This window comes from Serratia sp. CY71090 (assembly GCF_052166845.1).
Lineage (GTDB): Bacteria > Pseudomonadota > Gammaproteobacteria > Enterobacterales > Enterobacteriaceae > Serratia > Serratia nematodiphila.
Genome location: NZ_JBJNOA010000005.1, coordinates 179,623 through 205,882, shown reverse-complemented (window position 1 = coordinate 205,882; position 26,260 = coordinate 179,623). Strand labels below are relative to the sequence as shown.

Sequence of the window (26,260 nt, the reverse complement as noted above, 5' to 3'; positions counted from 1 at the left end):
TTAACGCACCTTCAGCGTTGCCAGGCCAATCAGCACCAGCATCAGCGAAATGATCCAGAAGCGCACGATCACGCGCGGTTCCGGCCAGCCTTTCAATTCATAGTGGTGGTGAATCGGCGCCATGCGGAAAATGCGTTGTCCGCGCAGCTTGAACGATCCCACCTGCAGGATCACCGACAGCGTCTCTACTACGAACACGCCGCCCATGATCACCAACAAGAACTCCTGGCGCAGCAGCACCGCGATGGTGCCCAGCGCGCCGCCCAGCGCCAGCGAACCGACGTCGCCCATAAACACCTGAGCCGGGTAGGTATTGAACCACAGGAACCCGAGGCCGGCGCCGACGATGGCGGTGCAGACGATCACCAACTCACCGGCATGACGCAGATACGGAATATGCAGGTAGTTGGCGAAGTTCATGTTACCGGTCGCCCAGGCCACCAGCGCGAAACCGGCCGCCACGAATACCGTCGGCATAATCGCCAGGCCGTCCAGGCCGTCGGTCAGATTGACCGCGTTGCTGGTGCCGACGATGACGAAATAGGCCAGCAGGATGTACAGCAGACCCAGCTGCGGCATCACGTCCTTAAAGAACGGCACAACCAGCTCGGTGGCTGGCGTGTCTTTTCCTACGGCGTACATGGCGAATGCGACAATCAGCGCAATCACCGACTGCCAGAAATACTTCCAGCGGGCGATCAGTCCTTTGGTGTCCTTACGCACCACCTTGCGGTAGTCGTCGACGAAACCGACGATGCCGTAACCCACCAGCACAAACAGCACGCACCAGACATACGGGTTGGACGGGTAAGCCCACATCAGCACCGAAATGGTGATGGAGGTCAGGATCATGATGCCGCCCATGGTCGGCGTGCCGCGCTTGCTGAAGTGCGACTCGGGGCCGTCGTTGCGCACCACCTGACCGAAGGACATTTCTTGCAGGCGCTTGATCACCCGCGGGCCCATCCACAGCGACAGGAACAGCGCGGTCAGCAGGCTGACAATGGCTCGGAACGTCAGATAAGAAAAGACGTTGAAGCCTGAGTAATATTTGACCAAATGCTCGGCCAGCCAAACTAACATGGTGCTTTCTCCTGTAACGCGCGTACTACCTGCTCCATTGCGGCACTACGTGAACCTTTGATTAACACGGTGATGACCGCATGTTCCGACAGTAATTCCGCCACGCGCGCGATCACTGCTGTCTTGTCCTGATAATGTTCGCCGTTGCCGGAGGCTTCGCTCAGCACGCGGCTCAACCCGCCGACGCTGATCACTTTGTCGACCCCGGCCAGACGGGCGGCTTCGCCCACCTGACGGTGGCACTCTTCCGCTTCTGCGCCCAGCTCGGCCATATCGCCGACCACCATCACGCGGTAGCCCGGCATCTCCGCCAGCACCTGCGCCGCCGCGGTCATCGACCCGACGTTGGCGTTGTAGCTGTCGTCCAGCAGCAGCTTGCTTTCGGCCAGCGCCACCGGGAACAAACGTCCCGGCACCGCCTGCAATTGTTTTAACCCCTGACGCACCGCTTCCAGGGTGGCGCCTACCGACATCGCCAGCGCCGTGGCCGCCAGCGCGTTGGCCACGTTGTGGCGCCCCGGCAGCGGCAGTGCGATCTCGGCGCTGCCGAACGGGCTGTGCAGCGTAAACTGCGTGCCTGCGCCGTTCACCCGCACGTCGTCCGCGAAGAAGTCCACGCCTTCGGCGGCCTGTGGCGAGAAGCGCCAGACGGTTTTGCCGCCCAGCATGCTCTGCCAGTGCGGCCAGTCGTTGTTATCGGCGTTGATGATCGCCACGCCGTCGGCCGGCAGGCCGGTAAAGATTTCACCTTTCGCCTGGGCGACGCCGGCCAGCGAGCCGAAGCCTTCCAGGTGCGCGGCCGCCAGGTTGTTCACCAAAGCGGTCTGCGGACGCGTCAATGCGGTGGTGTAAGCAATTTCGCCAATGTGGTTAGCGCCCAGCTCTATCACGGCAAAATCATGCTGCGGCTCCAGACGCAACAGCGTCAGCGGCACGCCGATGTCGTTATTGAAGTTGCCGGCGGTATACAGCACTTCGCCGCATTCACGCAGAATGGCGGCGGTCATTTCTTTCACCGATGTCTTGCCCGAGGAACCGGTCAGCGCTACCACGCGCGCCGGCACCTGTTGACGCACCCAGGCGCCAAGCTGGCCCAGCGCCAGACGGGTGTCTTGCACCACCAGCTGCGGCGCGTCCACTGATAAGCGCTTACTGACCAGCAGTGCCCCGGCGCCTGCGGCTACGGCATCCGCCGCGAAGTCGTGCGCGTCGAAACGCTCGCCTTTCAGCGCCACAAACAGGCAACCGGCGGTCACCTTGCGGGTGTCTGTCGTCACCTCGACAATTTGGCAATCGGCGCCCACCAGTTCAGCGCTCAATACCTCAGCCAGTGTCTGAAGAGAGACAGGGATCATGCCAGCACCCCCAGCAGTCGGGCGACCGTCGTGCGGTCGGAGTAATCCAGGCGGCGGTTGCCCACCAGCTGATAATCTTCGTGGCCTTTGCCCGCCACCAGCACCACATCCTGCTCCTGCGCCTGCATGATGGCGCTGGTCACCGCTTCGGCGCGGCCGTGGATCACCAGCGCCTGCCCGGCGTCCAGCAATCCGGTCAGGATGTCGTTGATAATCGCGCGCGGCTCTTCGGTGCGCGGGTTGTCATCGGTGATCACCACGCGATCGGCGAACTGCTCGGCGATGCCGCCCATCAGCGGACGCTTGCCCTTGTCGCGATCGCCGCCGCAGCCGAACACACACCACAGCTGCCCCTGGCAGTGCAGACGCGCGGCTTCCAGCGCTTTCTCCAGCGCATCCGGCGTGTGGGCGTAATCCACCACGACCGTCGGTTTGCCCGACGCATTAAACACTTCCATGCGGCCGCAGACCGGCTGCAGACGGCTGCCGGTTTCCACCAGCGCCTCCAGCGGGTAGCCCAACGACAGCAGCGTCGCCAATGCCAACAGCAGATTGCTGACGTTGAACGCGCCCATCAGGCGGCTTTCGATCTCGCCGTCGCCCCAGCTGGAGCTGAAACGAACAGTCGCGCCGTTGTCGTGATAGTCGACCGCCGTGGTTTTCAGCCAGCGGCCGTGGCAGCCCGGCTGCAGGTTGTCCTGCATCGTCACCGCTACCGCATCCGGCAATTTGCCGAGCCAGCGCTGACCGACTTCATCATCGGCGTTGATGATCGCCTGCCCCACGTTGTGGGCGGCGAACAGCGACCATTTGGCCGCTTCGTAATTGGCCATATCACCGTGGTAATCCAGGTGATCGCGACTCAGGTTGGTGAAGACCGCCGCAGCGAACGGCAGCGCCGCTACCCGGTGTTGCACCAAACCGTGGGAAGAAACTTCCATGGCGGCGAAGGTCGCGCCCTGTTCCGCCAACTCGTTTAATACGTGTTGAACATCCACCGCAGAACCGGTGGTATTCTCGGTCGGACACACCTGGCCCAGCAGGCCGTTGCCGACGGTGCCCATCACCGCGCTGGTTTCGCCCAGCAGTTGGCTCCACTGCGCCAGCAGCTGCGTGGTGGTGGTTTTGCCGTTGGTGCCGGTCACGCCGACCAGGCGCAAGCGCTCGCCCGGCTGATGGTAAAAACGCCCGGCCAGCGCGGAAAGGCGCTGGTTCAGTTGGCTCAGGTAGATCACCGGCACGCCGTGCATCTCAACGATGGCGCCGTCTTCGGCCTGACCGTCAGCCTCGGCGATCACAGCGGCGACGCCCTGCGCGATGGCCTGCGGAATATAGCGGCGCCCATCCGTTTGATGGCCGACCACGGCGACAAACAGATCCCCGGCAGCCGCCACACGGCTGTCTAATGTCATTTCCCGCAGCGCGCGCCCGGGTGCCGTCGGCACCCACGGGGCGAGTAAGTCGCGCAAATTACGATCTGCCACCTGAACCCTCTTTCTTGTTAATCACTAATTCGCTTTTGTCACCGGTGGGCAATGCGTCAGGCTCGACGTTCATGGTGCGCAATACGCCGCCCATGATGGCGCCGAACACCGGCGCGGAGATTGCGCCACCATAGTATTTCCCACCCTGCGGGTCGTTGATGACGACCACCAGAGCAAAACGGGGGTTACTTGCCGGCGCGACGCCGGCGGTATAAGCGATGTATCGGTTGACGTATTTGCCGTCCGGGCCCACTTTTTTCGCAGTACCGGTTTTGATGGCGATACGGTATCCCTTGATGGCGGCTTTTACGCCGCCGCCGCCCGGCAAGGCCACGCTTTCCATCATGTGCACCACGGTGCGCACCAGAGGTTCAGGGAAAACGCGCTCACCGGCGACCGGAGGGTCAACCTTGGTGATCGACAATGGGCGATACACGCCCAGGCTGCCGATCGTTGCATAGACTCGCGCCAACTGTAACGGAGTTACCATCAGCCCGTAGCCGAAAGAGAAGGTGGCCCTCTCTATGTCAGACCACCGTTGTTTTTTTGGGTATATGCCACTGCTTTCTCCGACCAGCCCCAAATTGGTCGCTTTTCCCAGCCCAAAACGAGAGTAAGTATCTACTAACGCTGAGGACGGCATCGCTAACGCCAGCTTTGAAACACCGACGTTACTCGACTTCTGCAAGATCCCGGTCAATGACAGCTCCGAGTACCGCGCCACGTCTTTGATCTCGTGGCCCTGAATGCGATACGGGATGGTGTTCAGCACGCTGTTTTCTCTCACCACGCCGTTTTGCAGCGCGGTCATCACCACCATTGGCTTCACGGTTGAACCGGGTTCAAAAATATCGGTGATGGCGCGGTTACGCATGGTTTCTTTCGGCGTACCGGCCATGTTGTTCGGGTTGTAAGACGGGCTGTTGGCCATCGCCAGCACTTCGCCGGTGTTCACATCGATCAGCACCGCAGTGCCCGATTCGGCCTTGTTGAACGCCACCGCATTGTTCAGCTCGCGATACACCAGCGCCTGCAGGCGCTCATCGACGCTCAGCACCAGGTTGTGCGCCGCCTGGCTGTCGACGGAGGAGATGTCTTCGATCACCCGGCCGAAACGATCCTTACGCACCGTTCTCTCGCCCGGTTGCCCGGTCAGCCAGCGGTCGAAGCTCTTCTCGACGCCTTCGATGCCTTGCCCGTCGATGTTGGTCACGCCGATGATGTGCGACGTCACCTGCCCCGCCGGATAGTAACGGCGCGACTCCTGCCGCAGGTAGATCCCCGGCAGCTTGAGTTTGTGGATGTAGTCGCCGATCGCCGGGTTAACCTGGCGCGCCAGATAAACGAAGCGCCCTTTCGGGTTGGCGTTGATGCGGTTGGAGAGTTGGTCCAGCGGGATGTTCAGCGCATCGGAAAGCGCTTTCCAACGGCTGTCCAGCGTGATGCCGCCGCGCTCGTTCAGCTCTTTCGGATCGGCCCACACCGCATTCACCGGCACGCTGACCGCCAACGGACGGCCGGCGCGATCGCTGATCATGCCGCGCGCGGTCGGCACTTCCTGCACGCGCAGCGAACGCATGTCGCCTTCTTTCACCAGACGATCGGGGTTGATGACCTGCAGGTACGCGACGCGCAACATCAGGCCAACCATCGCCAGCAAAATGCAGCCGCACAGCAACGCAAAACGCCAGCTGACAAAGCTGGCCTGATCTTCCTGGCGTCTCAACTTACCGGGGCGCGCTGCTTTCATGCGTTTCCTTTCTACTCCGTGTCATTATTCCGGTTAAACCATTCATTGTTTAACGATGATATTTTCCTGCGATGGATCAACGTGTTGCATCTGCAGTTTTTCTGTCGCGATACGTTCAACCCGGCTGTGATCGCCGAGGGCGTTCTCTTCTAAAATCAGGTTGCGCCACTCGATATCCAGCGCATCGCGCTCCAGAACCAGCTGTTCACGCTCGGCGGTCAGCAGGCGGGTGCGGTGCGCGGTAGTCACCACGAAAATCGCGGAGACCAGTGACGCAATCAGTAAAATCAGGGGGATCTTGGCGTTGCGCAGCAGATCGCCGCCAATCACCCCGACCAGGCCGTGACGTTCGTTGCCAATCACGCGGGCATCCTCTCAGCAATACGCAGCACCGAGCTGCGCGCACGCGGGTTGTCCGCCACTTCCGCTTCCGACGGCATCATTTTGCCCAGCGCTTTCAGCGTCCGGCCGCCCATGCCGCGCAGCTGCTCTTCGGTCAACGGAATGCCGGCCGGCACCTGGGCGCCGCGGCTGTGGTGACGCATAAAACGTTTGACGATGCGGTCTTCCAGCGAGTGGAAGCTGATGATCGACAAACGGCCCTGCGGGGCCAGCACTTCCAGCGCGCCGTCGAGCGCACGCTCGATCTCTTCCAGCTCGCTGTTGATATAGATGCGGATCGCCTGGAAGCTGCGCGTCGCCGGGTGCTTGTGCTTTTCCCGGAACGGACTGGCATCGGCGATCAGATCCGCCAGCTCTTTGGTGCGCGTCATCGGCTCCACGCGGTTTCTTTCCACGATGGCGCGCGCGATGCGCTTGGCGAAACGCTCCTCGCCGAAGGTTTTCAGCACCCAGGCGATGTCGTCCGCTTCGGCCTTCATCAGCCATTCCGCGGCGGACAGGCCGGTGGACGGATCCATGCGCATGTCCAGCGGGCCATCGCGCATAAAGGAGAACCCGCGCTCCGCGTCGTCAAGCTGCGGCGAGGAAACGCCCAGATCGAGCAGAACGCCGTCGATCTTGCCCACCAGCTCGCGCTCCCGCACATAGTGCGACAACTCGGAAAATGGGCCGTGTACGATGGTAAAACGAGGATCTTCAATAGATTTGGCGGCTGCAATCGCCTGAGGGTCACGGTCAATCGCCAGCAAACGCCCTTCCGGCCCCAGCTGGGACAGAATCAGACGAGAATGGCCACCGCGACCAAAAGTACCGTCGATATATATGCCGTTACTGCGGATGTTGAGGCCATTGACGGCTTCGTCCAGCAGGACGGTGGTGTGTTTATAGTTTTCCAACATGCTTATAGCGACAAGTCCTGTAGCCGCTCAGACAACGGTTCCTGAGCCGACTGTTCAGCGTCAATATCATCCTTGACTTGTTGATACCAGGTCTGTTCATCCCACAGTTCAAACTTGTTGAACTGACCGACCAGCATCACTTCTTTCGTGAGCCCGGCGTGTTGCCGCAGCGTACTGGCTAACAGCAAACGACCGGCACTATCCATCTGACACTCACTGGCATGCCCCAACAGCAGGCGCTGAACGCGGCGCTCGGCGGGATTCATGCTCGACAGACGTGATAATTTTTGTTCAATAATTTCCCATTCGGGCAAAGGATAAAGCAGCAGACAGGGCTGATGGAGGTCAATGGTACAGACCATTTGGCCTTGCGATTCCTCGTTGAGCAATTCCCGATATCGGGTAGGTACGGCGAGCCGCCCTTTGCTGTCGAGGTTGACCATCGTCGCTCCACGGAACATTCCTGAGCTACCCCTTAGTGACCGTTTTCACCACTTTACCCCACAAATTCCCACACAATGGAGTTTACGGAGGGTATGAAAACCTTGTCAAGCCAGAGCGCCAGCGCTTTGGCAATATTTCTCTGGTCATTTTGGGAGCTGACTCGCGAAAGAAACTCTGATTATTCGACGATTAAAAATTAACACCATGATAAACGGAGAGAATTTTCTAAGCGGAAAGAATCTGATTAAAAACCTGACGAACTGGCGATTAATTAACTCATTACTTCCTTCTGCAAGCCATGTCTCATTTTTCAGCTCGGCAATCTCAGGGCTGTAACCGCTGGCGAGCCGCGCCCGCCAAGGCTCGGCGCCAGGCGAACCGATCGCGGAATAAGGCCATAACTCCTTGAGTTAATAACGCTCAATCGTTATTCACCGTAAAACCGGGCGCTATTTTACTTCAATTTGCACCGCCGTGATGAGGCCGCGATAAAAATAAATGGCTCGGATATTACGAGCAGAAGTAATTTCGATTCAAATCAACTTGGTAAGATTATTCCCAAAATACCTGTTTACAATTATGGTTTCATTTTCTTACACCTTTATTTCCACAATTTTTGCCGGAAAAAATCCCCTTCAAAAACGAAAAATCGCAACCTTATGTTTTTAATCGATTTATTTAAAAACGCCGATTTTAATCTCTCCGCCCCATCCTACGCCCCTGTTCTGCGGGACAAAAAGCGAACAAATGTTAAAAATAAAAATATAAACCTAGTTAAAAAACACAATCCAGATTAGTACACTATAAAAAAGGCAAAAAACCAGCCTTAACATCCAACAATGAATGATTTAACAGAATTTTAACTATAAGGGGTGACACATGCTTTCGCCCGCGACTCACTGGCGTAGCGCCGCTGCCGATACGTTCGCACTGGTGGTGTATTGCTTTATCGCCGGCATGGCGATAGAAGTGTTGATCTCAGGCATGAGCTTCCAGCAATCCCTCTCTTCACGCCTGTTGTCGATCCCGGTCAACATCCTGATCGCCTGGCCTTACGGCCGCTATCGCGATCTGTTTATCCGCACGGCGCGCCGCTGCCCGCGCGGCCAGTTCCTGCTGCGCAACCTCGCCGATCTGCTGGCCTACGTCAGCTTCCAGTCGCCGGTTTATGCCGCCATTCTATGGAGCGTAGGCGCCGACGGCCAACAAATGCTGGCGGCGGTAACCAGCAATGCGCTGGTCTCCATGGCGATGGGCGTGGTGTATGGCTATTTCCTGGAATACTGCCGGCGGCTGTTCCGGGTGGCGGACTACGTCTAAACCAGGAGCCCGCCAACGCGGGCCCCTGTCAGGCAAACTACTTGCGGCTCAGGCTGCCGCGGCGGAACAGATTGCGGCGAATGCGCGTCAGCCCCGGCTTGGGTTTACGCGGTTCGTCCAGGCTGGCCAGCACCAGCTCCAGCACGCGCTCGGCCACGTCGCGATGGCGCTGCGCTACCGCCAATACCGGGCACTCCAGGAAATCCAACAGTTCATGATCGCCGAAGGTGGCAATCGCCAGATCGGTCGGCAAGCGGCCGCGTTGCTTCAGCGTCACGTCCATCACGCCCTGCAATAAAGAGAACGACGTGGTAAACAGCGCCTGCGGCATCGGGTGCGTTTTCAGCCATTCGGCAAACAACGCGCCGGCGGCTTCGCGTTCATAGCTGTTGGCGTACAGGTAATCGACGTGGCGGGGATCCTCTTGCCAGGCCTGACGGAAGCCCTGCTCACGCAGGAAGCTCACCGAAAGCTCCGGCAAGGCGCCCAGATACAGCACCGATTCAGCCGGGAAGGTGCGCAGCTCCTGCGCCAACGCAAAGGCATCTTCCTGATCGGCGCCCACAACGCTGATGAAATGCTCGCGATCCAGCGCGCGGTCCAGCGCGATGATCGGCAGCGGATCGTTGGCCCAGCGTTGATAGAAAGGATGTTCCGGCGGCAAGGCGGTGGAGACGATAATGGCATCCACCTGGCGCTGCAGCAGGTGCTCAATGCAGCGCATTTCGTTGTCCGGCTGATCTTCGGAACAGGCGATCAGCAATTGATAACCCCGCTGGCGCGCCTGGCGCTCCAGGTAGTTGGCGATGCGGGTATAGCTGGTATTTTCCAGATCCGGGATCACCAGGCCGATAGAACGAGTGCGCCCAGCGCGCAGCCCCGCCGCGACGGCATTCGGGTGATAGTTATGCTCCCTGACCACGGCCATCACTTTCTCGACGGTTTTATCGCTGACACGATACTGCTTCGCCTTGCCGTTGATGACATAACTGGCCGTCGTGCGCGAAACGCCCGCGAGACGCGCGATTTCATCCAGTTTCACATTAACCCCTTAATGACGCTGAAAATAGAAGTGAAGGCTGTGCTCGGATTAACCATGGCATCCCGTACGGTTATTCAATCCAGCCTCTGCGATCTAACAGCAGAAAACACTACCTAGCAACCGCTTTTGCCGAAAGGTGCCAGCAATCGGGCAAAAAATACCGAAAAACAAAGGGCGCAGCCACGCCGCGCCCCGATTATTCGCCGCCAAACCGCGCTCAGCGCATGATTTTGTCGCCGCGCGACACGCCGACCACGCCGGAACGCGCCACTTCCACGATCTCCGCCACTTCACGCACCGCGCTCAGGAAGGCGTCGAGCTTGTCGCTGGTGCCGGCCAGCTGCACCGTATACAGCGTCGCCGTCACATCGACGATCTGGCCGCGGAAAATGTCGGCGCAGCGCTTCACCTCTTCACGGCCGTAGCCGCTGGCCTGCAGCTTCACCAGCATGATCTCGCGCTCGACGTGGGCGCCCTGCACCAGTTCGCTGACGCGCAGCACGTCCACCAGCTTGTGTAACTGCTTCTCAATCTGCTCCAGCACTTTCTCATCGCCGACGGTCTGGATAGTCATGCGCGACAGCGTCGGATCGTCGGTCGGCGCCACCGTCAGGCTCTCGATGTTGTAACCGCGCTGGGAGAACAGCCCCACCACGCGCGACAGGGCGCCGGATTCGTTTTCCAGCAAGACAGATAAAATACGGCGCATGATCAGGTCCTCTCCGTTTTGCTAAGCCACATTTCGTCCATGCTTCCGCCGCGGATCTGCATCGGGTAGACATGTTCGGTTTCATCGACGGTCACGTCGACGAACACCAGCCGCTCTTTTTCCGCCAGCGCCTGCGCCAGCTTGCTTTCCAGCTCATCCGGCGTGCGGATGGCGATGCCGACATGGCCGTAAGCCTCGGCCAGCTTGACGAAGTCCGGCAGCGAATCCATGTAAGACTGCGAATGACGGCCGGAATAAATCATGTCCTGCCACTGCTTGACCATGCCCAGATAGCGGTTGTTGAGGTTCACCACCACCACCGGCAGGTTATATTGCAGCGCAGTGGACAGCTCCTGAATATTCATCTGAATGCTGCCGTCGCCGGTCACGCACACCACGGTTTCCTCCGGCAGCGCCAGCTTGACGCCCAATGCCGCCGGCAGGCCGAAGCCCATGGTACCGAGGCCGCCGGAGTTGATCCAACGGCGCGGTTTGTCGAACGGATAATAGAGCGCGGCGAACATTTGGTGCTGGCCGACGTCCGAGGTCACATAGGCGTCGCCTTTGGTCAGGCGATGCAGAGTTTCGATCACCGCCTGCGGCTTGATGGTGCCGCTGTTTTTGTCGTAGCCCAGGCAGTCGCGGGCGCGCCACTGCTCGATAGACTGCCACCAATCGCGCAGCGCATCGTGATCCTGCGCTTTGTCGTCCTGCGCCAGCAGCTCCAGCATCTGCACCAGCACCTGCCTGGCATCGCCGACGATCGGGATATCGGCGTCCACCGTTTTGGAGATCGAGGTCGGATCGATATCGATGTGCAGCACGGTGGCATCCGGACAGTATTTGGCCAGATTGTTGGTCGTACGATCGTCGAAACGCACGCCGACGGCGAAGATCACGTCGGCATGGTGCATGGTTTTATTGGCTTCATAGGTGCCGTGCATGCCGAGCATGCCAACGCTCTGGCGATGAGTGCCGGGGAAGGCCCCCAACCCCATCAGGCTGCTGGTCACCGGCAGGTTCAACTGCTCCGCCAACGCCAACAGTTCGGCTTCGCAACCGGCGTTGATCGCGCCGCCGCCGACGTACATCACCGGCTTTTTGGCCGCCAGAATGGTTTGCAGCGCGCGTTTGATTTGCCCGCGGTGGCCCTGCACCGTCGGGTTGTAAGAACGCATGCTCACGTCCTGCGGATAGGCATAAGGCATCCGCACCGCCGGGCCGACGATGTCTTTCGGCAGATCGATCACCACCGGGCCGGGGCGGCCGCTGGAAGCCAGGTAAAAGGCCTTCTTCAACACCGCCGGGATGTCTTCGGTACGTTTCACCAGGAAGCTGTGTTTCACCACCGGCCGAGAAATCCCCACCATATCGCACTCCTGGAAGGCGTCGTAGCCGATCAGCGAGCTGGGCACCTGCCCCGACAGCACTACCATCGGGATCGAGTCCATATAAGCGGTAGCGATACCGGTAATGGCGTTAGTGGCGCCGGGGCCGGAGGTCACCAGCACCACGCCCACTTCGCCGGTGGCGCGCGCGTAGCCGTCGGCCATGTGCACCGCCCCTTGCTCGTGGCGCACCAGAATATGATCGATCCCTCCGACCGTATGCAGGGCGTCGTAGATATCGAGCACCGCCCCGCCGGGGTAGCCGAATACATGTTTAACGCCCTGATCGATCAACGATCGGACGACCATCTCGGCTCCTGACAACATCTCCATGGGTTTGCCTCCAGGCTTGCTTATTCTTCTCTGGCGCCGGAACGTGGCGCCTGCTGCGGGGCAATGCCCCAAAGTTTTTATGGGTTGTCGCTATCGAATTAACATAACGTCAGAATTTGGGGCAGGCAAACGGCAAAATGGCTTAACGGTGGCGGGGTTATTGCCAAGCGGCTGGAGATCGCAGCTTTATAAAAACAATGCGCTAGCCTCAGGGTTGTCGGGCTAGGCATTGTTTCGAACAGGAGGGAAATTACAGAACTAAATCAGGTGATGGATATGCCGCTTTTTTCGCCGGGCACATGGCCCGGCGGCGGCGTCAGGCCTGTTCCTGGTACATTGAGTCGATTTCGCGCTGATAGCGCTGCAGGATCACTTTGCGGCGCAGCTTCAGCGTGGGCGTCAGCTCCCCCAACTCCATGGAAAAAGCCGCCGGCAGCAGCGTGAACTTCTTCACCTGCTCGAAACGCGCCAGCTCCTTTTGCATCTCGCGCAGACGCTTTTCGAACATCGCGAGGATCTCGCCGTTGCGCAGCAGCTCCAGGCGATCCTGATACTTCAGGTTGACTGACTTCGCGTACTCTTCCAACGACTCAAAGCACGGCACGATCAGCGCCGAAACGAACTTGCGCGCATCGGCGATGATCGCCACCTGCTCGATAAAGCGGTCCTGCGCCAGCGTGCCTTCCAGCATCTGCGGCGCTATGTATTTGCCGCCGGAGGTTTTCATCAAATCTTTCAGGCGCTCGGTGATGAACAGATTGCCCTCTTCATCGATCGCCCCGGCGTCGCCGGTTTTCAGCCAGCCGTCGGCGGTAAAGGTCGCGGCGGTTTCCAACGGTTTGTTGAAATAGCCGCGCATCACAATCGGCCCGCGCACCTGAATTTCATTTTCTTCACCGATGCGCACCTCGACCTCCGGCAGCGGTTTACCGATAGAGCCGAAGCGGAAATGCCCCTCTTCCCAGCAGGACACGGTCGCACAGGTTTCGGTCATGCCGTAGCCGTACTTGATGTTGACGCCCATCGCCTGGAAAAACAGGATCACATTGTCATCCAGCTTGGCGCCCGCTGCCGGCAAGAAACGCACCCGGCCACCGAGAATGCCGCGCAGCTTGCTCAATACCAGCTTGTCGGCCCAGCGGTGAGAGAGTTCGAACAGTTTGCCCAACGGTTTGCCGGCCCGCTCTTGCAGGAACTTGCGCTCCCCGCAGACGATCGCCCAGTGGAACAGCGCACGGCGCAGCCAAGGGGCGCGCGCCACTTTTTCATGCACCGCGCTGAAAATCTTCTCGTAGAAACGCGGTACCGCACACATCAGCGTCGGGCGAACCTGCCCCATCGCTTCCCGCACCCAGTCGGTGTTCGGCAGGAAGACGTTCTGCGCGCCGGAATGCATGACAAAGAAGCTCCAGGCACGCTCGAACACATGCGACAGCGGCAGGAAACTGAGCGACACATCCTCTTCGCCGACCGTCAGTCTCTCATCATGCAGGTAGAGCTGCGCCGCCAGGTTGCGGTAATCCAGCATCACCCCTTTCGGCTCGCCGGTGGTGCCCGAGGTATAGATCAGGGTGAAGAGGTCCTGCAGGTCGCACTCTTCAATGCGCTGCCGACGTTGAGCGATAAAAGCCGCCGGATCGGCGGCATGCTCGAAGGCGCTCAGGTGTCGCGCTATCTCGCAGCCGCGCAGGTCGGCATCTTGGTCAAACACGATAATATGGCGCAGCTGTGGGCAAACGCCGCGCAGCGCGATGGCCGCGTCCAACTGTGCCTGTTCGCCGACGAACAGTATGCGAATGTCGGCGTCGTTGATGACGAAGGCCGCCTGCGCCGGCGTATTGGTGGAATAGAGCGGCACGCTGACGCCGCGCAGGTGCAGGATCGCGAGATCGGCCAGCGACCAGGCCATGCCGTTATTGGCGAAAATGCCGATGCGCTCTTGCACTTCGGCCCCCAGGGCCAACAGCCCGGCGGCAATGCGATCGATGCGAACGGCGGCTTCTTCCCAGGTCAGTTGAAACTCGCCGTTGGGCGACCATTGGCGAAAAGCTGTGCGATCGGCTCGGTGGGTGATTTGATGCTGTATACGATGGATCAAATGGTATTGCAGCAGATTAGTGATCATAGTGCTCTAAGCCTGAAATGAATCATACAGTTAAGCCTGAACGACACCTTACGGCCCTCATCTCAGCTTACACGTGTTTACTTTTTTCCGCGCAGTCTACCTACTCTCAGGCAGGGGGAAAAGCGATTTCAGCGTAGAAGTGTGAGCCAAAACTCAGGCCGGCTTTCGCGCTTTCATGGGTTGGACAAAACGGGAAGGAAAAGGTTTGATGGCGGCCATAAAACGCGGCCCGTTCGGGCCGCCACATCGAGTTAGTTTAAAATTCCAGCTGGAAAGTAAAAATCAGAATATTAATTTATATTAATTGTTTTCGCTAAATGAACAAATTTATCCTGAGAATAAGTTATTCTATCGCCGCAAAACCAAGAAACATCTTAATAAAAACACAGATAGTTCTTAGTTTTTATCATGAGAAAAAAACGCTCAGTTGAATATTATCTTTATATAGTTCCCATTTTTATCGCTTTACTTTGGGTTACCCGCCTCAATCAGGACAGATTTCATCCACTGGTGGCCTTTATCCCGCTCTGAGGATTCATGCCAGGAGAGGTAGCAGGTGGCTTTATTATCGTTGCCACATAAAGGAACCGCCTTTATTTTCAACGCCTCCGTCTGCTGTCGCACCAACCAGGCGGGCGCAATCGCTACCATTTCCGTTTGCGACACCATATTCAACACGCTGTAAAGATCCGTGCACTGCTGCGTCACGGCGCGCAGCATCGGCTCGTCTAAATAAAAAGGTTTACTGAACGATCCAAAGCTTTCCAGGGAAACCGCAGCATGCTGCTCGGCCAGCATGTGTTCCGGCGTCACCTCCTCGCCTATTCTCGGGTGCGCCTGCGCAACCGCCAGCACTAATTCGTCGTCGAACATCGCCAGGCTGCGAAACTCCGCCGACTCGAAACGGCTGTAGCCGATGACAAACTCCACGTCCTGATAACGCAATTGACGTTCAATATTATTGTTAATGTATGACTTTATTTGCAGGTTAAGCTGCGGCGCTATCTGTTTGACGTGATTGATTATCCCGGCGCCCAGACGCAAATCGAGCGGGCTGCACAGCGACAGGGAGAACGCTCGCGTGCTGGTCAGCGGCTCAAACTCAGATCCCGGCAACTCATTCTGCACCAGCTGCAGCGCTTGCCGCACCGGCCCGAACAGCTGCCTGGCCCGCATGGTGGGCTGGATCCCGCGGCCGCAGCGCACGAACAGTTCGTCGTTGAACATCACCTTCAGGCGCGCTACCGCGTTGCTCACCGCCGGCTGCGACATCCCTAACGAATTAGCGGCTCGCGTAATATTTTGCATTTGCATCACGGCGTCAAACACCGTCAGTAAATTAAGATCGACGCTGCGCAAATGGATGTCCGCCGGTTCTTTGACCATGGCGATTTCTGAATCATATTCAGCCATATTTCACTCCACTAAATCCTGTGTAGATAATCTAATCCTTATGCTCGACAAACAATGAAACGCCGCATTGTCTTATCTTTGCACGACAAATCCTGCCATTACCGTCATCAACCGATAAAAAACCTCGTGTTATCGACACGATATAAGTCGTATATGGAATACATGTCAGCAGCTTTCCCCGTCAGCGAGAAGAATGCCACCTGGGTAGTACTAATAATTAGGTATCAATAATGATTAATACAATTGAACAACGTCGCCGCACTGTATGAGACAAACTATAAAAACACATCATAAGCAATCAAACCATCTAAAAACACCGCTCACTTTGTATAAAAACGCATTATTTTGTTATATTATGACTAAAACAATCAATTATTCATATGAGTTCAATTTAAACCATTTGCATTGAAAATGTTATTTTATTGCTCCCCGTGATTAATCCCCTTGTTTTTTTCATCACAAATCTTAACGCAACGAAATCCAGAAGCAATTAGCGCAGTATATATTCGATTCGTTTATGCTAAGCAGCACGCAAACTGGCCCCATTTTTTTCTCTAAGGCGTCGTTTTTTTGCCGAATGATCCTCTGTTTAGCTAATGAGCTGATGCATTGTCCCCGCATTCAATCAGGTGTTGACATCGCCAGGCCAATCACGTATCAAATTAGGCAGACACCCAATTTAAGAGAAGCTGAACCCTTATGATCCGTACTCACCGTCTACTAGGCCTACTACTCAACGCATCTTGTTTGCGCGGTATGCCTGTGGACGACGTTCGGAGCTGACTCAGCCGATCACCCATAAGAAACCCGCGCTACTGCGCGGGTTTTTTTTTGCCCGCTTAGCGTGAAATCAACACGATAAGGAATGCACCGATGAGCCAACAAGTCATTATTTTCGATACCACGCTGCGTGATGGCGAGCAGGCGCTGCAGGCCAGCCTGAGCGTAAAAGAGAAGATTCAGATTGCGCTGGCGCTGGAAAGAATGGGCGTTGACGTGATGGAAGTCGGCTTCCCGGTCTCTTCGCCGGGCGACTTCGAGTCGGTGCAAACCATCGCGCGCCAGATCAAGAACAGCCGCGTCTGTGGCCTGGCCCGCTGCGTGGACAAAGACATCGACGTGGCCGCCGAAGCGCTGCGCGTCGCCGAAGCGTTCCGCATCCACGTATTCCTGGCCACCTCAACCCTGCACATCGAATCGAAGCTGAAGCGCTCGTTCGACGAAGTGCTGGAGATGGCGGTACGATCGGTAAAACGCGCCCGCAACTACACCGACGACGTGGAGTTCTCCTGTGAAGACGCCGGCCGCACGCCGATCGACAATCTGTGTCGCGTGGTCGAAGCCGCCATCAACGCCGGCGCTACCACCATCAATATCCCGGACACCGTCGGCTACACCACCCCGAACCAGTTCGGCGGCATCATCACTACCCTGTATGACCGCGTGCCGAACATCGACAAAGCCATCATCTCCGTGCACTGCCACGACGATTTGGGCATGGCGGTCGGCAACTCCATCGCCGCAGTGCAAGCCGGAGCCCGCCAGGTGGAAGGCACCCTGAACGGCATTGGTGAACGCGCCGGCAACTGTTCGCTGGAGGAAGTGATCATGGCGATTAAAGTGCGCCAGGACATCATGAACGTGCACACCAACATCAACCACCAGGAAATCTTCCGCACCAGCCAGATCGTCAGCCAGCTGTGCAACATGCCGATCCCGGCCAACAAGGCGATCGTCGGCTCCAACGCCTTCGCCCACTCCTCTGGCATTCACCAGGACGGCGTGCTGAAGAACCGCGAAAACTACGAAATCATGACCCCGCAGTCGATCGGCCTGAAAGACGTGCAGTTAAACCTGACCTCCCGCTCCGGCCGCGCGGCGGTGAAACACCGCATGGAAGAGATGGGCTACCAGGAGCAGGATTACAACCTGGATACCCTGTACGCCGCCTTCCTGAAGCTGGCCGACAAAAAGGGCCAGGTGTTCGACTACGATCTGGAGGCGCTGGCCTTCATCAACAAACAGCAGGAAGAGCCGGAGCACTTCAGCCTGGGTTACTTCAGCGTGCAATCCGGCAGCAGCATCATGGCCACCGCCTCGGTGAAACTGATCTGCGGCGGCGAAGAGAAAGCCGAAGCCGCCACCGGCAACGGCCCGGTCGATGCGGTTTATCAGGCGATCAATCGCATCACCGACTACCCGATCGAGCTGGTGAAGTACCAATTGACCGCCAAGGGCCATGGCCGCGACGCGCTGGGCCAGGTGGATATCGTGGTCTCTTACAACGGCCGCCGCTTCCATGGCGTGGGTCTGGCGACCGACATCGTCGAATCCTCCGCCAAGGCGATGGTGCACGTGTTGAACAATATTTGGCGCTCACAGCAGGTAGAAAAAGAAAAGCAGCGCCTGCAGCAAAACAAACATCAAAATAATCAGGAAACGGTGTGAACATGACGAAGACTTATCACATTGCCGTCTTGCCCGGAGACGGCATCGGCCCGGAAGTAATGGCTCAGGCGCGCAAAGTGTTGGACGCAGTGCGTCAACGCTTTGACATTCGCATCACCACCGCCGAGTACGACGTCGGCGGCATCGCCATCGATCGCCACGGCAGCCCGCTGCCGGCGGCGACCGTCGCCGGCTGCGAGCAGGCCGACGCCATCCTGTTCGGATCGGTGGGCGGCCCGAAATGGGAACATCTGCCGCCGGCCGAGCAGCCGGAACGCGGCGCGCTGTTGCCGCTGCGCAAGCACTTCAAACTGTTCAGCAACCTGCGCCCGGCGCGCCTGTATCAAGGGTTGGAGGCGTTCTGCCCGCTGCGCGCCGACATCGCCGCCCGCGGCTTCGACATTCTGTGCGTGCGCGAATTGACCGGCGGCATCTACTTCGGCCAGCCGAAAGGCCGCGAAGGCCAGGGCATGCAGGAACGCGCCTTCGATACCGAGGTGTATCACCGTTTCGAGATTGAGCGCATCGCGCGCATCGCCTTCGAATCCGCCCGCAAGCGCCGCCACAAGGTGACGTCGATCGACAAGGCCAACGTGCTGCAAAGCTCCATCTTGTGGCGTGAAGTGGTCAATCAGGTCGCCAAGGATTACCCGGACGTGTCGCTGTCGCACATGTATATCGACAATGCCACCATGCAGCTGATCAAGGATCCGTCCCAGTTCGACGTGCTGCTGTGTTCCAACCTGTTCGGCGACATCCTGTCCGACGAGTGCGCGATGATCACCGGCTCGATGGGCATGCTGCCGTCCGCCAGCCTGAACGAGCAAGGCTTCGGCCTGTACGAACCGGCGGGCGGTTCCGCGCCGGATATCGCCGGCAAAGGCATCGCCAACCCGATTGCGCAGATCCTGTCCGCCACCCTGCTGCTGCGTTACAGCCTGGGCGCCGATGAAGCGGCCGACGCCGTGGAGCGCGCCATCAACCAGGCGTTGGAACAGGGCTACCGCACCGCCGATCTGGCCGGTGACGGCAAAGCCGTCAGCACCGATGAAATGGGCGACATCATCGCTCGCTTTGTAGCTCAGGGGGCATAACATGGCCAAGACCTTATACCAGAAATTGTATGACGCCCACGTGGTGCACGAAGCGCCGAACGAGACGCCGTTGCTGTATATCGACCGTCACCTGGTGCACGAAGTCACCTCGCCGCAGGCGTTCGACGGCCTGCGCGCCATGGGCCGGAAGGTGCGCCAGCCCGGCAAAACCTTCGCCACCATGGATCACAACGTATCGACCCAGACCAAAGACATCAACGCCAGCGGCGAGATGGCGCGCATCCAGATGCAGGAGCTGATCAAGAACTGCGCGGAATTCGGCGTTTCGCTGTATGACCTGAACCACCCGTTCCAGGGCATCGTGCACGTGATCGGGCCGGAGCAAGGCATGACGCTGCCGGGTATGACCATCGTCTGCGGCGATTCACACACCGCGACCCACGGCGCCTTCGGCTCGCTGGCGTTCGGCATCGGCACCTCCGAAGTGGAACACGTGCTGGCGACCCAGACCCTGAAGCAGGGCCGGGCCAAAACCATGAAGATTGAGGTCACCGGCGACGCCGCCGAGGGCATTACCGCCAAAGACATCGTGCTGGCGGTGATCGGCAAAACCGGCAGCGCCGGCGGCACCGGCCACGTGGTGGAGTTCTGCGGCAAGGCGATCGAGGCATTGAGCATGGAAGGCCGTATGACCCTGTGCAACATGGCGATCGAAATGGGCGCCAAAGCCGGGTTGGTCGCGCCGGACGACACCACCTTCGCCTACCTGAAGGGGCGTCAGTTCGCGCCGACCGGTGAAAACTGGGAGCAGGCGGTCGCTTACTGGCGCACGCTGAAGTCCGACGCCGACGCCCAGTTCGATACCGTGGTGACGCTGCGCGCCGAAGAGATCGCGCCGCAGGTCACCTGGGGCACCAATCCCGGCCAGGTGATCGCCGTCAATCAGGCGATCCCGGCGCCGGAATCGTTCAGCGATCCTGTCGAGCGCGCCTCCGCCGAGAAAGCGCTGGCCTACATGGATTTGAAGCCGGGCATCAAATTGACCGAGGTGCCGATCGACAAAGTGTTCATCGGCTCCTGCACCAACTCGCGCATCGAAGATCTGCGCGCAGCGGCGGCGATCGCCAAGGGGCGCAAGGTCGCCAGCGGCGTGCAGGCCATCGTGGTGCCGGGCTCCGGCCCGGTGAAGGCCCAGGCGGAAGCCGAAGGGTTGGACAAAATCTTTATTGAAGCCGGTTTCGAATGGCGCTTGCCGGGTTGCTCGATGTGCCTGGCGATGAACAACGACCGTCTGAATCCGGGCGAGCGCTGCGCGTCCACCAGCAACCGTAACTTCGAAGGGCGCCAGGGCCGCGGTGGGCGCACCCACCTGGTCAGCCCGGCAATGGCCGCCGCGGCCGCCGTCGCCGGTCACTTCGCTGACATCCGTGATATTCACTAAGGGGCTAACGTGGCTAAATTTACTCAACATACCGGCTTAGTGGTGCCTTTGGATGCGGCCAACGTCGACACCGACGCCATTATTCCCAAGCAGTTTTTACAGAAGGTGACCCGCACCGGTTTCGGCCAGCACCTGTTCAACGACTGGCGCTTCCTCGACGATGCCGGCCAGCAACCGAACCCGGCGTTCGTGCTGAACAAACCGCGCTATAAAGGCGCCAGCATCCTGTTGGCGCGCGAAAACTTCGGCTGCGGCTCCTCGCGCGAACACGCCCCCTGGGCGCTGATCGACTACGGGTTCAAAGTGGTGATTGCGCCGAGCTTTGCCGATATCTTCTACGGCAACTCGTTCAACAACCAGCTGTTGCCGGTGACGCTGAGCGAGCAGCAGGTGGATGAGCTGTTCAAGCTGGTGGACGCCAACGAAGGGACGGAGTTCGTGGTGGATCTGGAGAACCAGACGGTCAACGCCGGCGGCAAAAGCTATCCGTTCGAAATAGACAGTTTCCGCCGCCACTGCATGATCAACGGGCTGGACAGCATCGGCCTGACGCTGCAGCACGAAGCGGACATCTCCCGCTACGAAGCGCAGCAGCCGGCGTTTCTGAATTAATCCCCTTCACCCGCCGCCCGGCGGGTGAATTTTTTCCTCACCAGTAGCCCAGCAGCTTCCACCACGCCCCGCCGATCAGCATCCAAATCAGCAGGTTAACCACGCTCATCACCCACCCCGCTTTCCACCATTCCCCTAGCGTCACGTAGCCGGAGCCAAAGACGATTGGCGCGGTGCCGGTGCCATAATGGGTCAGCGACATCATCAGCGAAGAAGAGAACGCCAGGATCAGGCCCAGCAGCGCCGGTGGCGCGCCAAGCGCGATGCCGGCAGCGAAGAAGGCGGCGAACATCGCCGTCACGTGCGCGGTGGTGCTGGCGAAGAAATAGTGTGAATACAAATAGATAAGAGTCAGCAAGATCGTGCCGCCCACCCAGCTCATGCCCATACGGTCGATGCCGTTGCCGACGGTTTGCGACAGCCAGCCGATCAGCCCCAGCTTGCCGAGGAAGCTGGCCATCATCACCAGCGCCGAGAACCACACCACGGTGTCCCAGGCGCCTTTATGTTTCAGCACGTCCTCCCAGCTCAGCACCCCGGTGGCCAGCAGCACTGCCAGGCCGATCAGCGCCGCGGTGGTGGGATTGACCGCCAGCGACGGGCCGAAGATCATCGCCGGAATGCCGGCCCACAGCATCAGCAGCAGCGCAAATACCCCGAGAGTAATTTTCTCCGGCAGCGTCACCGGCCCCAGCGCCTGCAGCTTTTCGCGCGCGAAGCGCGGCGCGTCCGGGGTACTTTTCACCTCAGGCGGATACAGCAGGTAGATGACCAGCGGCATCACGATCAACGAGCACAGCCCCGGTACCAGGGCGGCGACCGCCCACATCGACCAGGACAGCTCGAAGCTGCCGTGGGTGCCTTTGGCGATCAGGCTGACGATCAGCGGGTTAGGCGCGGTGGCGGTGATAAACATCGCCGAGGTGACCGGGTTGATGTTGTAGTTCACCAGCGACAGGTAGCGGCCAATCTTGCCGGAGGTATTGAGCTCGGGTTTGGAGCCGAAGCTGTCGGCGATCGACTTCATGATCGGGTGAATGATGCCGCCGCCGCGCGCGGTATTGCTCGGCGTCACCGGCGCCAGCGTGGTTTCCGCCAGCGTCAGCGCGTAGGCGATGCCCAGCGTCTTCTTGCCGAACAGCGAAATAAAGTAGTAGCCGATGCGCGCGCCCAGCCCGGTTTTGTTCAGGCTGAGGGAGATCATGATAGAAAAGCCGATCAGCCAGATCAGTTGGTTGGAAAAGCCGCTGAGCGCGTCGTCCAGCGCGGCGCCCGGCTTGCCGGGGTTGGTGACGCCGGTCACCGCCACCAGAGCGATGGCGATCACCGAGACCGCACCGATCGGCATCGCCTTGCCGATGATGGCGATGATGGTGCCGATAAACAGCGCCAGCAGCTGCCAGGCATTGGGCGCAACGCCCTCCGGCACGGGAATGAGGAACCAGATAATCAGCGTGGCGCCAAGGGCGCACAGGGAAGGAAGCGGTTTGAGCGGTGTGAGTTTATCCATAACGTTCCCACTGTTCTAAACGACAGGGCGGCATCTCAATAGCGAGACGGGCGTGGGCGCAACGATCGCGCGCCATATGCCTTCAGCTTGAGCGCCCGGCTTAGCCTTCTCAATGACTTGCATCAAGAATGCCGTCGTTTAACCTCACACTTCACGCACTTTGGCGCTCATCCCGAGCGCCGCCAGCGCCAACAGCGCCGCCATCCAATACACCGAACCATGACCGAAATTCTCCACCAGCGCGCCCTGCAGCACCCCGGCCAGGATCACCCCGGTAGAGATGCTGTTGGTGAACAGCGTGGTGGCGGCGCCCGGCCGGCCCGGCATCAAATCCTGAAAATAGAGCATGCCGATACCGGCGACGATGCCGATAAACACCGCGTTGAGCAGCTGCAGCGCGATCAGGGCCGGCTTGGCCGCCAACACCGTCAGCCCGAGATAAAACAGCACGCCCGCCGCCACCGCCAGCAGCATCATGTTGCGTTTGCCGAAGCGTTTGACGTAATAACCGGCCAGCAGCATTGCCGGGATTTCCAACCCGGCGGCGGTGCCCATCAGCACCCCGGCCAGCCCTTCCGGCAGCCCGAGATCGGCGGTGATATACAGCGGCATATCGATGATATACAAGGTATTGCAGGTCCACATCAGCATCGAAGCGATGAACAGCAGCCGCACATCGCGATTGCGCCAGGCGCTGGCGGGCGCGATCGGCGCAGACATCCCGCCCTGCAGCTCCCCATTCTCTGCCGCACGCGGCACCGAAGGCAGCATAACCCCTACCAGCAGCACGCAAACCGCGAAGGTGGCGGCGGCGATCAGGAACATCACGGTGAACCCATAGTTTAGCGCCAGCGCAAACGACAGCGGCGGGCCGATCACCCACGCCAGCGAAAGCTGGGCGCGCATCACCGAGCTGAACATCACCACCTCACGCGCCTCGCTGTCGGCGTATTCCCGCGCCAACGCGAAAATCTGCGGCATGGCGGTGTTGGCAACGGCGGACATCAGCACCCCGGCGGTGATCAGCGTCAGGTAGTCGCGGTTAAAGGCGAACAGCAGGCAGTTGCCGACCGCCATCAGGCAGCACAGCAGGATCAGCCTGCGTCGATCGCCGCGGGTATCGGAGCGCTTGGCGAGCAGAAAACTGACCACGATGCCGGCCACGGCGTTGGCGGTGTAAAACAGCCCTACCCACAGCGGCCGCACTTTGACCTCGGTGGTCAGAAACAGACTGAGCGTCGGCGTCAGCAACGCGCCGGCGATGCCGGAGAGAAAAGCGATCAGCAGGAATGCGGCAAAGATGGGGTTAATACGCAGTGACAACCGGCTCAGGCGTTGCATATCGTCTTCCCTGACCTCAAAGCAGAAGAAAGAACCTTAGGCCACGGCGAGAAAAATGCAAGCGCATCGCCATGACCGCGCATAAAAAAACCAGTGGGTCGCCCCACTGGCTGGTGAAACAGCACCATTACTCAGAAACTTGTTGCCGCAGCCCCTACAGGTGCTCGCGATACTGCTTATCGGTCATCTCTTTAATGTCCCATTGCGTCAGGTGCGCCAGCATCGCCAGCCGCGCCTGTTCGGGCACCACGCTCAGCCAGTCGGCTCGCTGGCGGCGCACCGCGCTGAAATAGCGCTGATAGAACTCCCTGGATAAGAAAGCTTTCATGATTACGCCCTCCCCTTTCATTGATGAAAATTATCGGCGTAATATAGGGAAAGAAAAATTGACGAGTTGAAGCGGGAGCGTTCCTCTTTTATGTCCACGTCCAGATTGCAGCAGCAGTTCATCCGTCTGTGGCAGCGCTGCCACGGTGAAACCACCGACACCACGCTGCAGGATCTGGCGGAGGTGCTCAGCTGCTCGCGGCGCCACGTGCGCTCCCTGCTGAGCGCCATGCAGCGGGAAGGCTGGCTCACCTGGCAGGCGGAGTCGGGGCGCGGCAAGCGTTCGCGGCTAACCTTCCACTACACCGGCCTGGCGCTGCAGCAACAGCGGGCCGAGGAGCTGCTGGAACAGGATCGCATCGATCAACTGGTGCAACTGGTGGGCGACAAAAACGTGGTGCGCCAGATGCTGCTGTCGCAGCTGGGGCGTAGCTTCCGCCAGGGGAAACACATCCTGCGGGTGCTCTACTACCGGCAGTTGTACAACCTGCTGCCCGGCTCGGCGCTGCGGCGTTCGGAAACCCATCTGGCGCGCCAGATCTTCAACGGCCTGACACGCATAAATGAGGAAAACGGGGAACTGGAGTCCGATCTGTCTCACCATTGGCAGGCGTTGACACCACTGCACTGGCGATTTTACCTGCGCCCGGCGATCCATTTTCATCACGGCCGCGAGCTGGAGATGGCGGACGTCATTACTTCTCTCTCGCGTCTGACCTCGCAACCGCTGTTCTCGCATATCGAGAGCGTCACCTCGCCGACGCCATTCGTGATTGACGTGCATCTGCGCAGCCCCGACCACTGGCTGCCCTGGCTGCTGGGCAGCGTGCACGCCATGATCCTGCCGCGCGAATGGCGCGAACTGCCGGATTTCGCCCGCCATCCGATCGGCACCGGCCCCTATCGCGTAGTGCGCAATCTCCCCAGCCAGATGAAGATCCACGCCTTCGACGACTATTTTGGCTACCGGGCGCTGATCGACGAGGTGAATATCTGGGTGCTGCCGGAGTTCTCCGAAGAACTGGTGCATTCCGGCGTACAGCTGCAGGGCGATGAAACCGGCAACAACGAACTGGAAAGCCGGCTGGAAGAGGGCTGCTATTTCCTGCTGTTCGACCGGCGCTCCCCGCTGGCCGCCGATCCCGCCATTCGCAGCTGGCTGTGCGAATTGATCAATCCCATTTCGCTGCTGAGCCACGCCGGGCCGCTCTACCAACGCTACTGGTCGCCGGCGTATGGCCTGCTGCCCCGTTGGCACCACAACCGCGCGCTGGCGCAGCAGCCCAAGCCGGCGGGGCTGACCGAACTGACGATGACCCACTTCAATGAGCATTCGGAGTTTCACGCCATCCGTCAGGCGATCGAGCCGCTGCTGGCGCAGCACGGCATCCGCCTGATCGTGCAAAGCGTGGATTACGCCACCTGGCACCAGGGCGACGCGCGCAGCGATCTGTGGCTTGGCAGCGCCAACTTCTATCTGCCGCTGGAGTTTTCGCTGTTCGCCACGCTGTACGAACTGCCGCTGATGCAGCATTGCATGAACGAAGATCTGGCGCAGGACGCGGCGCTGTGGCGCGCCAACCGCCTGCCGCTGGCGGAGTTCTGCCAGCGTCTGGTCAGCAACCACCAGCTGCATCCGCTGTTCCACCACTGGCTGCAGCTGCACGGCCAGCGCAGCATGCGCGGCGTGCGGATGAACACCCTCGGCTGGTTCGACTTCAAGTCCGCCTGGTTTGCCCCGCCGGAGACATAAGCGCCTTTCGCCCAAGTCGGTTAATC

General features: G+C 59.4%; 21 protein-coding genes. 6 read left to right on the top strand and 15 right to left on the bottom strand.

The annotated features are described in order from the left end of the window. The 7 genes from mraY to mraZ are packed head-to-tail and all read right to left on the bottom strand — an operon-like array spanning nucleotide 1 to nucleotide 7,434. Complete coding sequence (gene mraY, locus ACJ8OK_RS11790) at nucleotides 1–1,083, bottom strand: phospho-N-acetylmuramoyl-pentapeptide-transferase (protein ID WP_004932782.1); 1,083 nt, start codon at nucleotides 1,081–1,083, stop codon at nucleotides 1–3. Next, nucleotides 1,077–2,438 carry a UDP-N-acetylmuramoyl-tripeptide--D-alanyl-D-alanine ligase gene (murF, locus tag ACJ8OK_RS11785; RefSeq protein WP_049277355.1) on the bottom strand — a complete coding sequence of 454 codons (1,362 nt, stop codon included), beginning with the start codon at nucleotides 2,436–2,438 and terminating at the stop codon, nucleotides 1,077–1,079. Before murF ends, mraY begins: the two co-directional genes overlap by 7 nt. After that, nucleotides 2,435–3,922 carry a UDP-N-acetylmuramoyl-L-alanyl-D-glutamate--2,6-diaminopimelate ligase gene (murE, locus tag ACJ8OK_RS11780; protein ID WP_442530598.1) on the bottom strand — a complete coding sequence of 496 codons (1,488 nt, stop codon included), beginning with the start codon at nucleotides 3,920–3,922 and terminating at the stop codon, nucleotides 2,435–2,437. Before murE ends, murF begins: the two co-directional genes overlap by 4 nt. Continuing rightward, nucleotides 3,909–5,672: a peptidoglycan glycosyltransferase FtsI gene (locus ACJ8OK_RS11775; protein ID WP_004932790.1), complete on the bottom strand. Its 1,764-nt coding sequence runs from the start codon at nucleotides 5,670–5,672 to the stop codon at nucleotides 3,909–3,911. Before ACJ8OK_RS11775 ends, murE begins: the two co-directional genes overlap by 14 nt. A 42-nt stretch (nucleotides 5,673–5,714) precedes the next feature. Next, entirely contained in the window at nucleotides 5,715–6,035 is a 321-nt protein-coding gene (gene ftsL, locus ACJ8OK_RS11770) for a cell division protein FtsL (protein ID WP_015376645.1), read from the bottom strand. Next, nucleotides 6,032–6,973, bottom strand: coding sequence for a 16S rRNA (cytosine(1402)-N(4))-methyltransferase RsmH (rsmH, locus tag ACJ8OK_RS11765; protein WP_004932794.1), 942 nt, complete (start codon nucleotides 6,971–6,973; stop codon nucleotides 6,032–6,034). Before rsmH ends, ftsL begins: the two co-directional genes overlap by 4 nt. A 2-nt stretch (nucleotides 6,974–6,975) precedes the next feature. Then, nucleotides 6,976–7,434 carry a division/cell wall cluster transcriptional repressor MraZ gene (mraZ, locus tag ACJ8OK_RS11760; RefSeq protein ID WP_031300396.1) on the bottom strand — a complete coding sequence of 153 codons (459 nt, stop codon included), beginning with the start codon at nucleotides 7,432–7,434 and terminating at the stop codon, nucleotides 6,976–6,978. Between the two features lie 862 nt (nucleotides 7,435–8,296). Between mraZ and ACJ8OK_RS11755 the strand changes: the two genes are divergently transcribed. Beyond that, entirely contained in the window at nucleotides 8,297–8,737 is a 441-nt protein-coding gene (locus ACJ8OK_RS11755) for an L-alanine exporter AlaE (RefSeq protein ID WP_004932798.1), read from the top strand. 37 nt (nucleotides 8,738–8,774) lie between these two features. Here the strand turns inward: ACJ8OK_RS11755 and cra are convergent, their stop codons facing one another. From cra to leuO, 5 genes are all read right to left on the bottom strand, one after another. After that, entirely contained in the window at nucleotides 8,775–9,779 is a 1,005-nt protein-coding gene (gene cra, locus ACJ8OK_RS11750) for a catabolite repressor/activator (RefSeq protein WP_004932801.1), read from the bottom strand. 217 nt (nucleotides 9,780–9,996) lie between these two features. Then, nucleotides 9,997–10,488, bottom strand: a complete 492-nt coding sequence (gene ilvN, locus ACJ8OK_RS11745; RefSeq protein WP_004932806.1) for an acetolactate synthase small subunit — start codon at nucleotides 10,486–10,488, stop codon at nucleotides 9,997–9,999. A gap of 2 nt (nucleotides 10,489–10,490) precedes the next feature. Then, nucleotides 10,491–12,209 (bottom strand): acetolactate synthase 3 large subunit, encoded by a 1,719-nt coding sequence (gene ilvI, locus ACJ8OK_RS11740; protein ID WP_235363375.1) that lies wholly within the window; start codon nucleotides 12,207–12,209, stop codon nucleotides 10,491–10,493. Between the two features lie 316 nt (nucleotides 12,210–12,525). After that, nucleotides 12,526–14,334, bottom strand: coding sequence for an AMP-dependent synthetase/ligase (locus tag ACJ8OK_RS11735; RefSeq protein WP_442530597.1), 1,809 nt, complete (start codon nucleotides 14,332–14,334; stop codon nucleotides 12,526–12,528). A 465-nt stretch (nucleotides 14,335–14,799) separates the two neighbouring features. Then, on the bottom strand, nucleotides 14,800–15,747 hold the full coding sequence (gene leuO / locus ACJ8OK_RS11730; protein WP_004932811.1) for a transcriptional regulator LeuO: 948 nt from the start codon (nucleotides 15,745–15,747) through the stop codon (nucleotides 14,800–14,802). An 873-nt stretch (nucleotides 15,748–16,620) separates the two neighbouring features. On the opposite strand from leuO, the gene leuA reads away from it, so the two are divergent. From leuA to leuD, 4 genes are read left to right on the top strand one after another with little or no spacing between them, the layout of a single operon-like run. Next, nucleotides 16,621–18,195 (top strand): 2-isopropylmalate synthase, encoded by a 1,575-nt coding sequence (gene leuA, locus ACJ8OK_RS11725; protein ID WP_004932820.1) that lies wholly within the window; start codon nucleotides 16,621–16,623, stop codon nucleotides 18,193–18,195. Between the two features lie 2 nt (nucleotides 18,196–18,197). Beyond that, on the top strand, nucleotides 18,198–19,289 hold the full coding sequence (gene leuB, locus ACJ8OK_RS11720) for a 3-isopropylmalate dehydrogenase (RefSeq protein WP_025159635.1): 1,092 nt from the start codon (nucleotides 18,198–18,200) through the stop codon (nucleotides 19,287–19,289). A gap of 1 nt (nucleotide 19,290) precedes the next feature. Beyond that, nucleotides 19,291–20,691 (top strand): 3-isopropylmalate dehydratase large subunit, encoded by a 1,401-nt coding sequence (gene leuC, locus ACJ8OK_RS11715; protein WP_033631780.1) that lies wholly within the window; start codon nucleotides 19,291–19,293, stop codon nucleotides 20,689–20,691. A 9-nt stretch (nucleotides 20,692–20,700) separates the two neighbouring features. Next, on the top strand, nucleotides 20,701–21,303 hold the full coding sequence (leuD, locus tag ACJ8OK_RS11710) for a 3-isopropylmalate dehydratase small subunit (protein ID WP_442530596.1): 603 nt from the start codon (nucleotides 20,701–20,703) through the stop codon (nucleotides 21,301–21,303). Nucleotides 21,304–21,340: 37 nt separating this feature from the next. On the opposite strand, the gene ACJ8OK_RS11705 is transcribed toward leuD, so the two are convergent. The 3 genes from ACJ8OK_RS11705 to sgrT all read right to left on the bottom strand — a co-directional run bounded on the left by ACJ8OK_RS11705 (nucleotide 21,341) and on the right by sgrT (nucleotide 24,482). Next, entirely contained in the window at nucleotides 21,341–22,813 is a 1,473-nt protein-coding gene (locus ACJ8OK_RS11705) for a DASS family sodium-coupled anion symporter (RefSeq protein WP_135637779.1), read from the bottom strand. A 144-nt stretch (nucleotides 22,814–22,957) separates the two neighbouring features. After that, nucleotides 22,958–24,154, bottom strand: a complete 1,197-nt coding sequence (locus ACJ8OK_RS11700; RefSeq protein ID WP_033631778.1) for an MFS transporter — start codon at nucleotides 24,152–24,154, stop codon at nucleotides 22,958–22,960. 154 nt (nucleotides 24,155–24,308) lie between these two features. After that, nucleotides 24,309–24,482: a glucose uptake inhibitor SgrT gene (gene sgrT / locus ACJ8OK_RS11695; RefSeq protein WP_442530595.1), complete on the bottom strand. Its 174-nt coding sequence runs from the start codon at nucleotides 24,480–24,482 to the stop codon at nucleotides 24,309–24,311. Nucleotides 24,483–24,572: 90 nt separating this feature from the next. Between sgrT and sgrR the strand changes: the two genes are divergently transcribed. Next, a complete protein-coding gene (gene sgrR / locus ACJ8OK_RS11690) occupies nucleotides 24,573–26,234 on the top strand; it encodes an HTH-type transcriptional regulator SgrR (RefSeq protein WP_015376637.1) in 1,662 nt (553 codons plus the stop codon). Nucleotides 26,235–26,260: the final 26 nt, after the last annotated feature.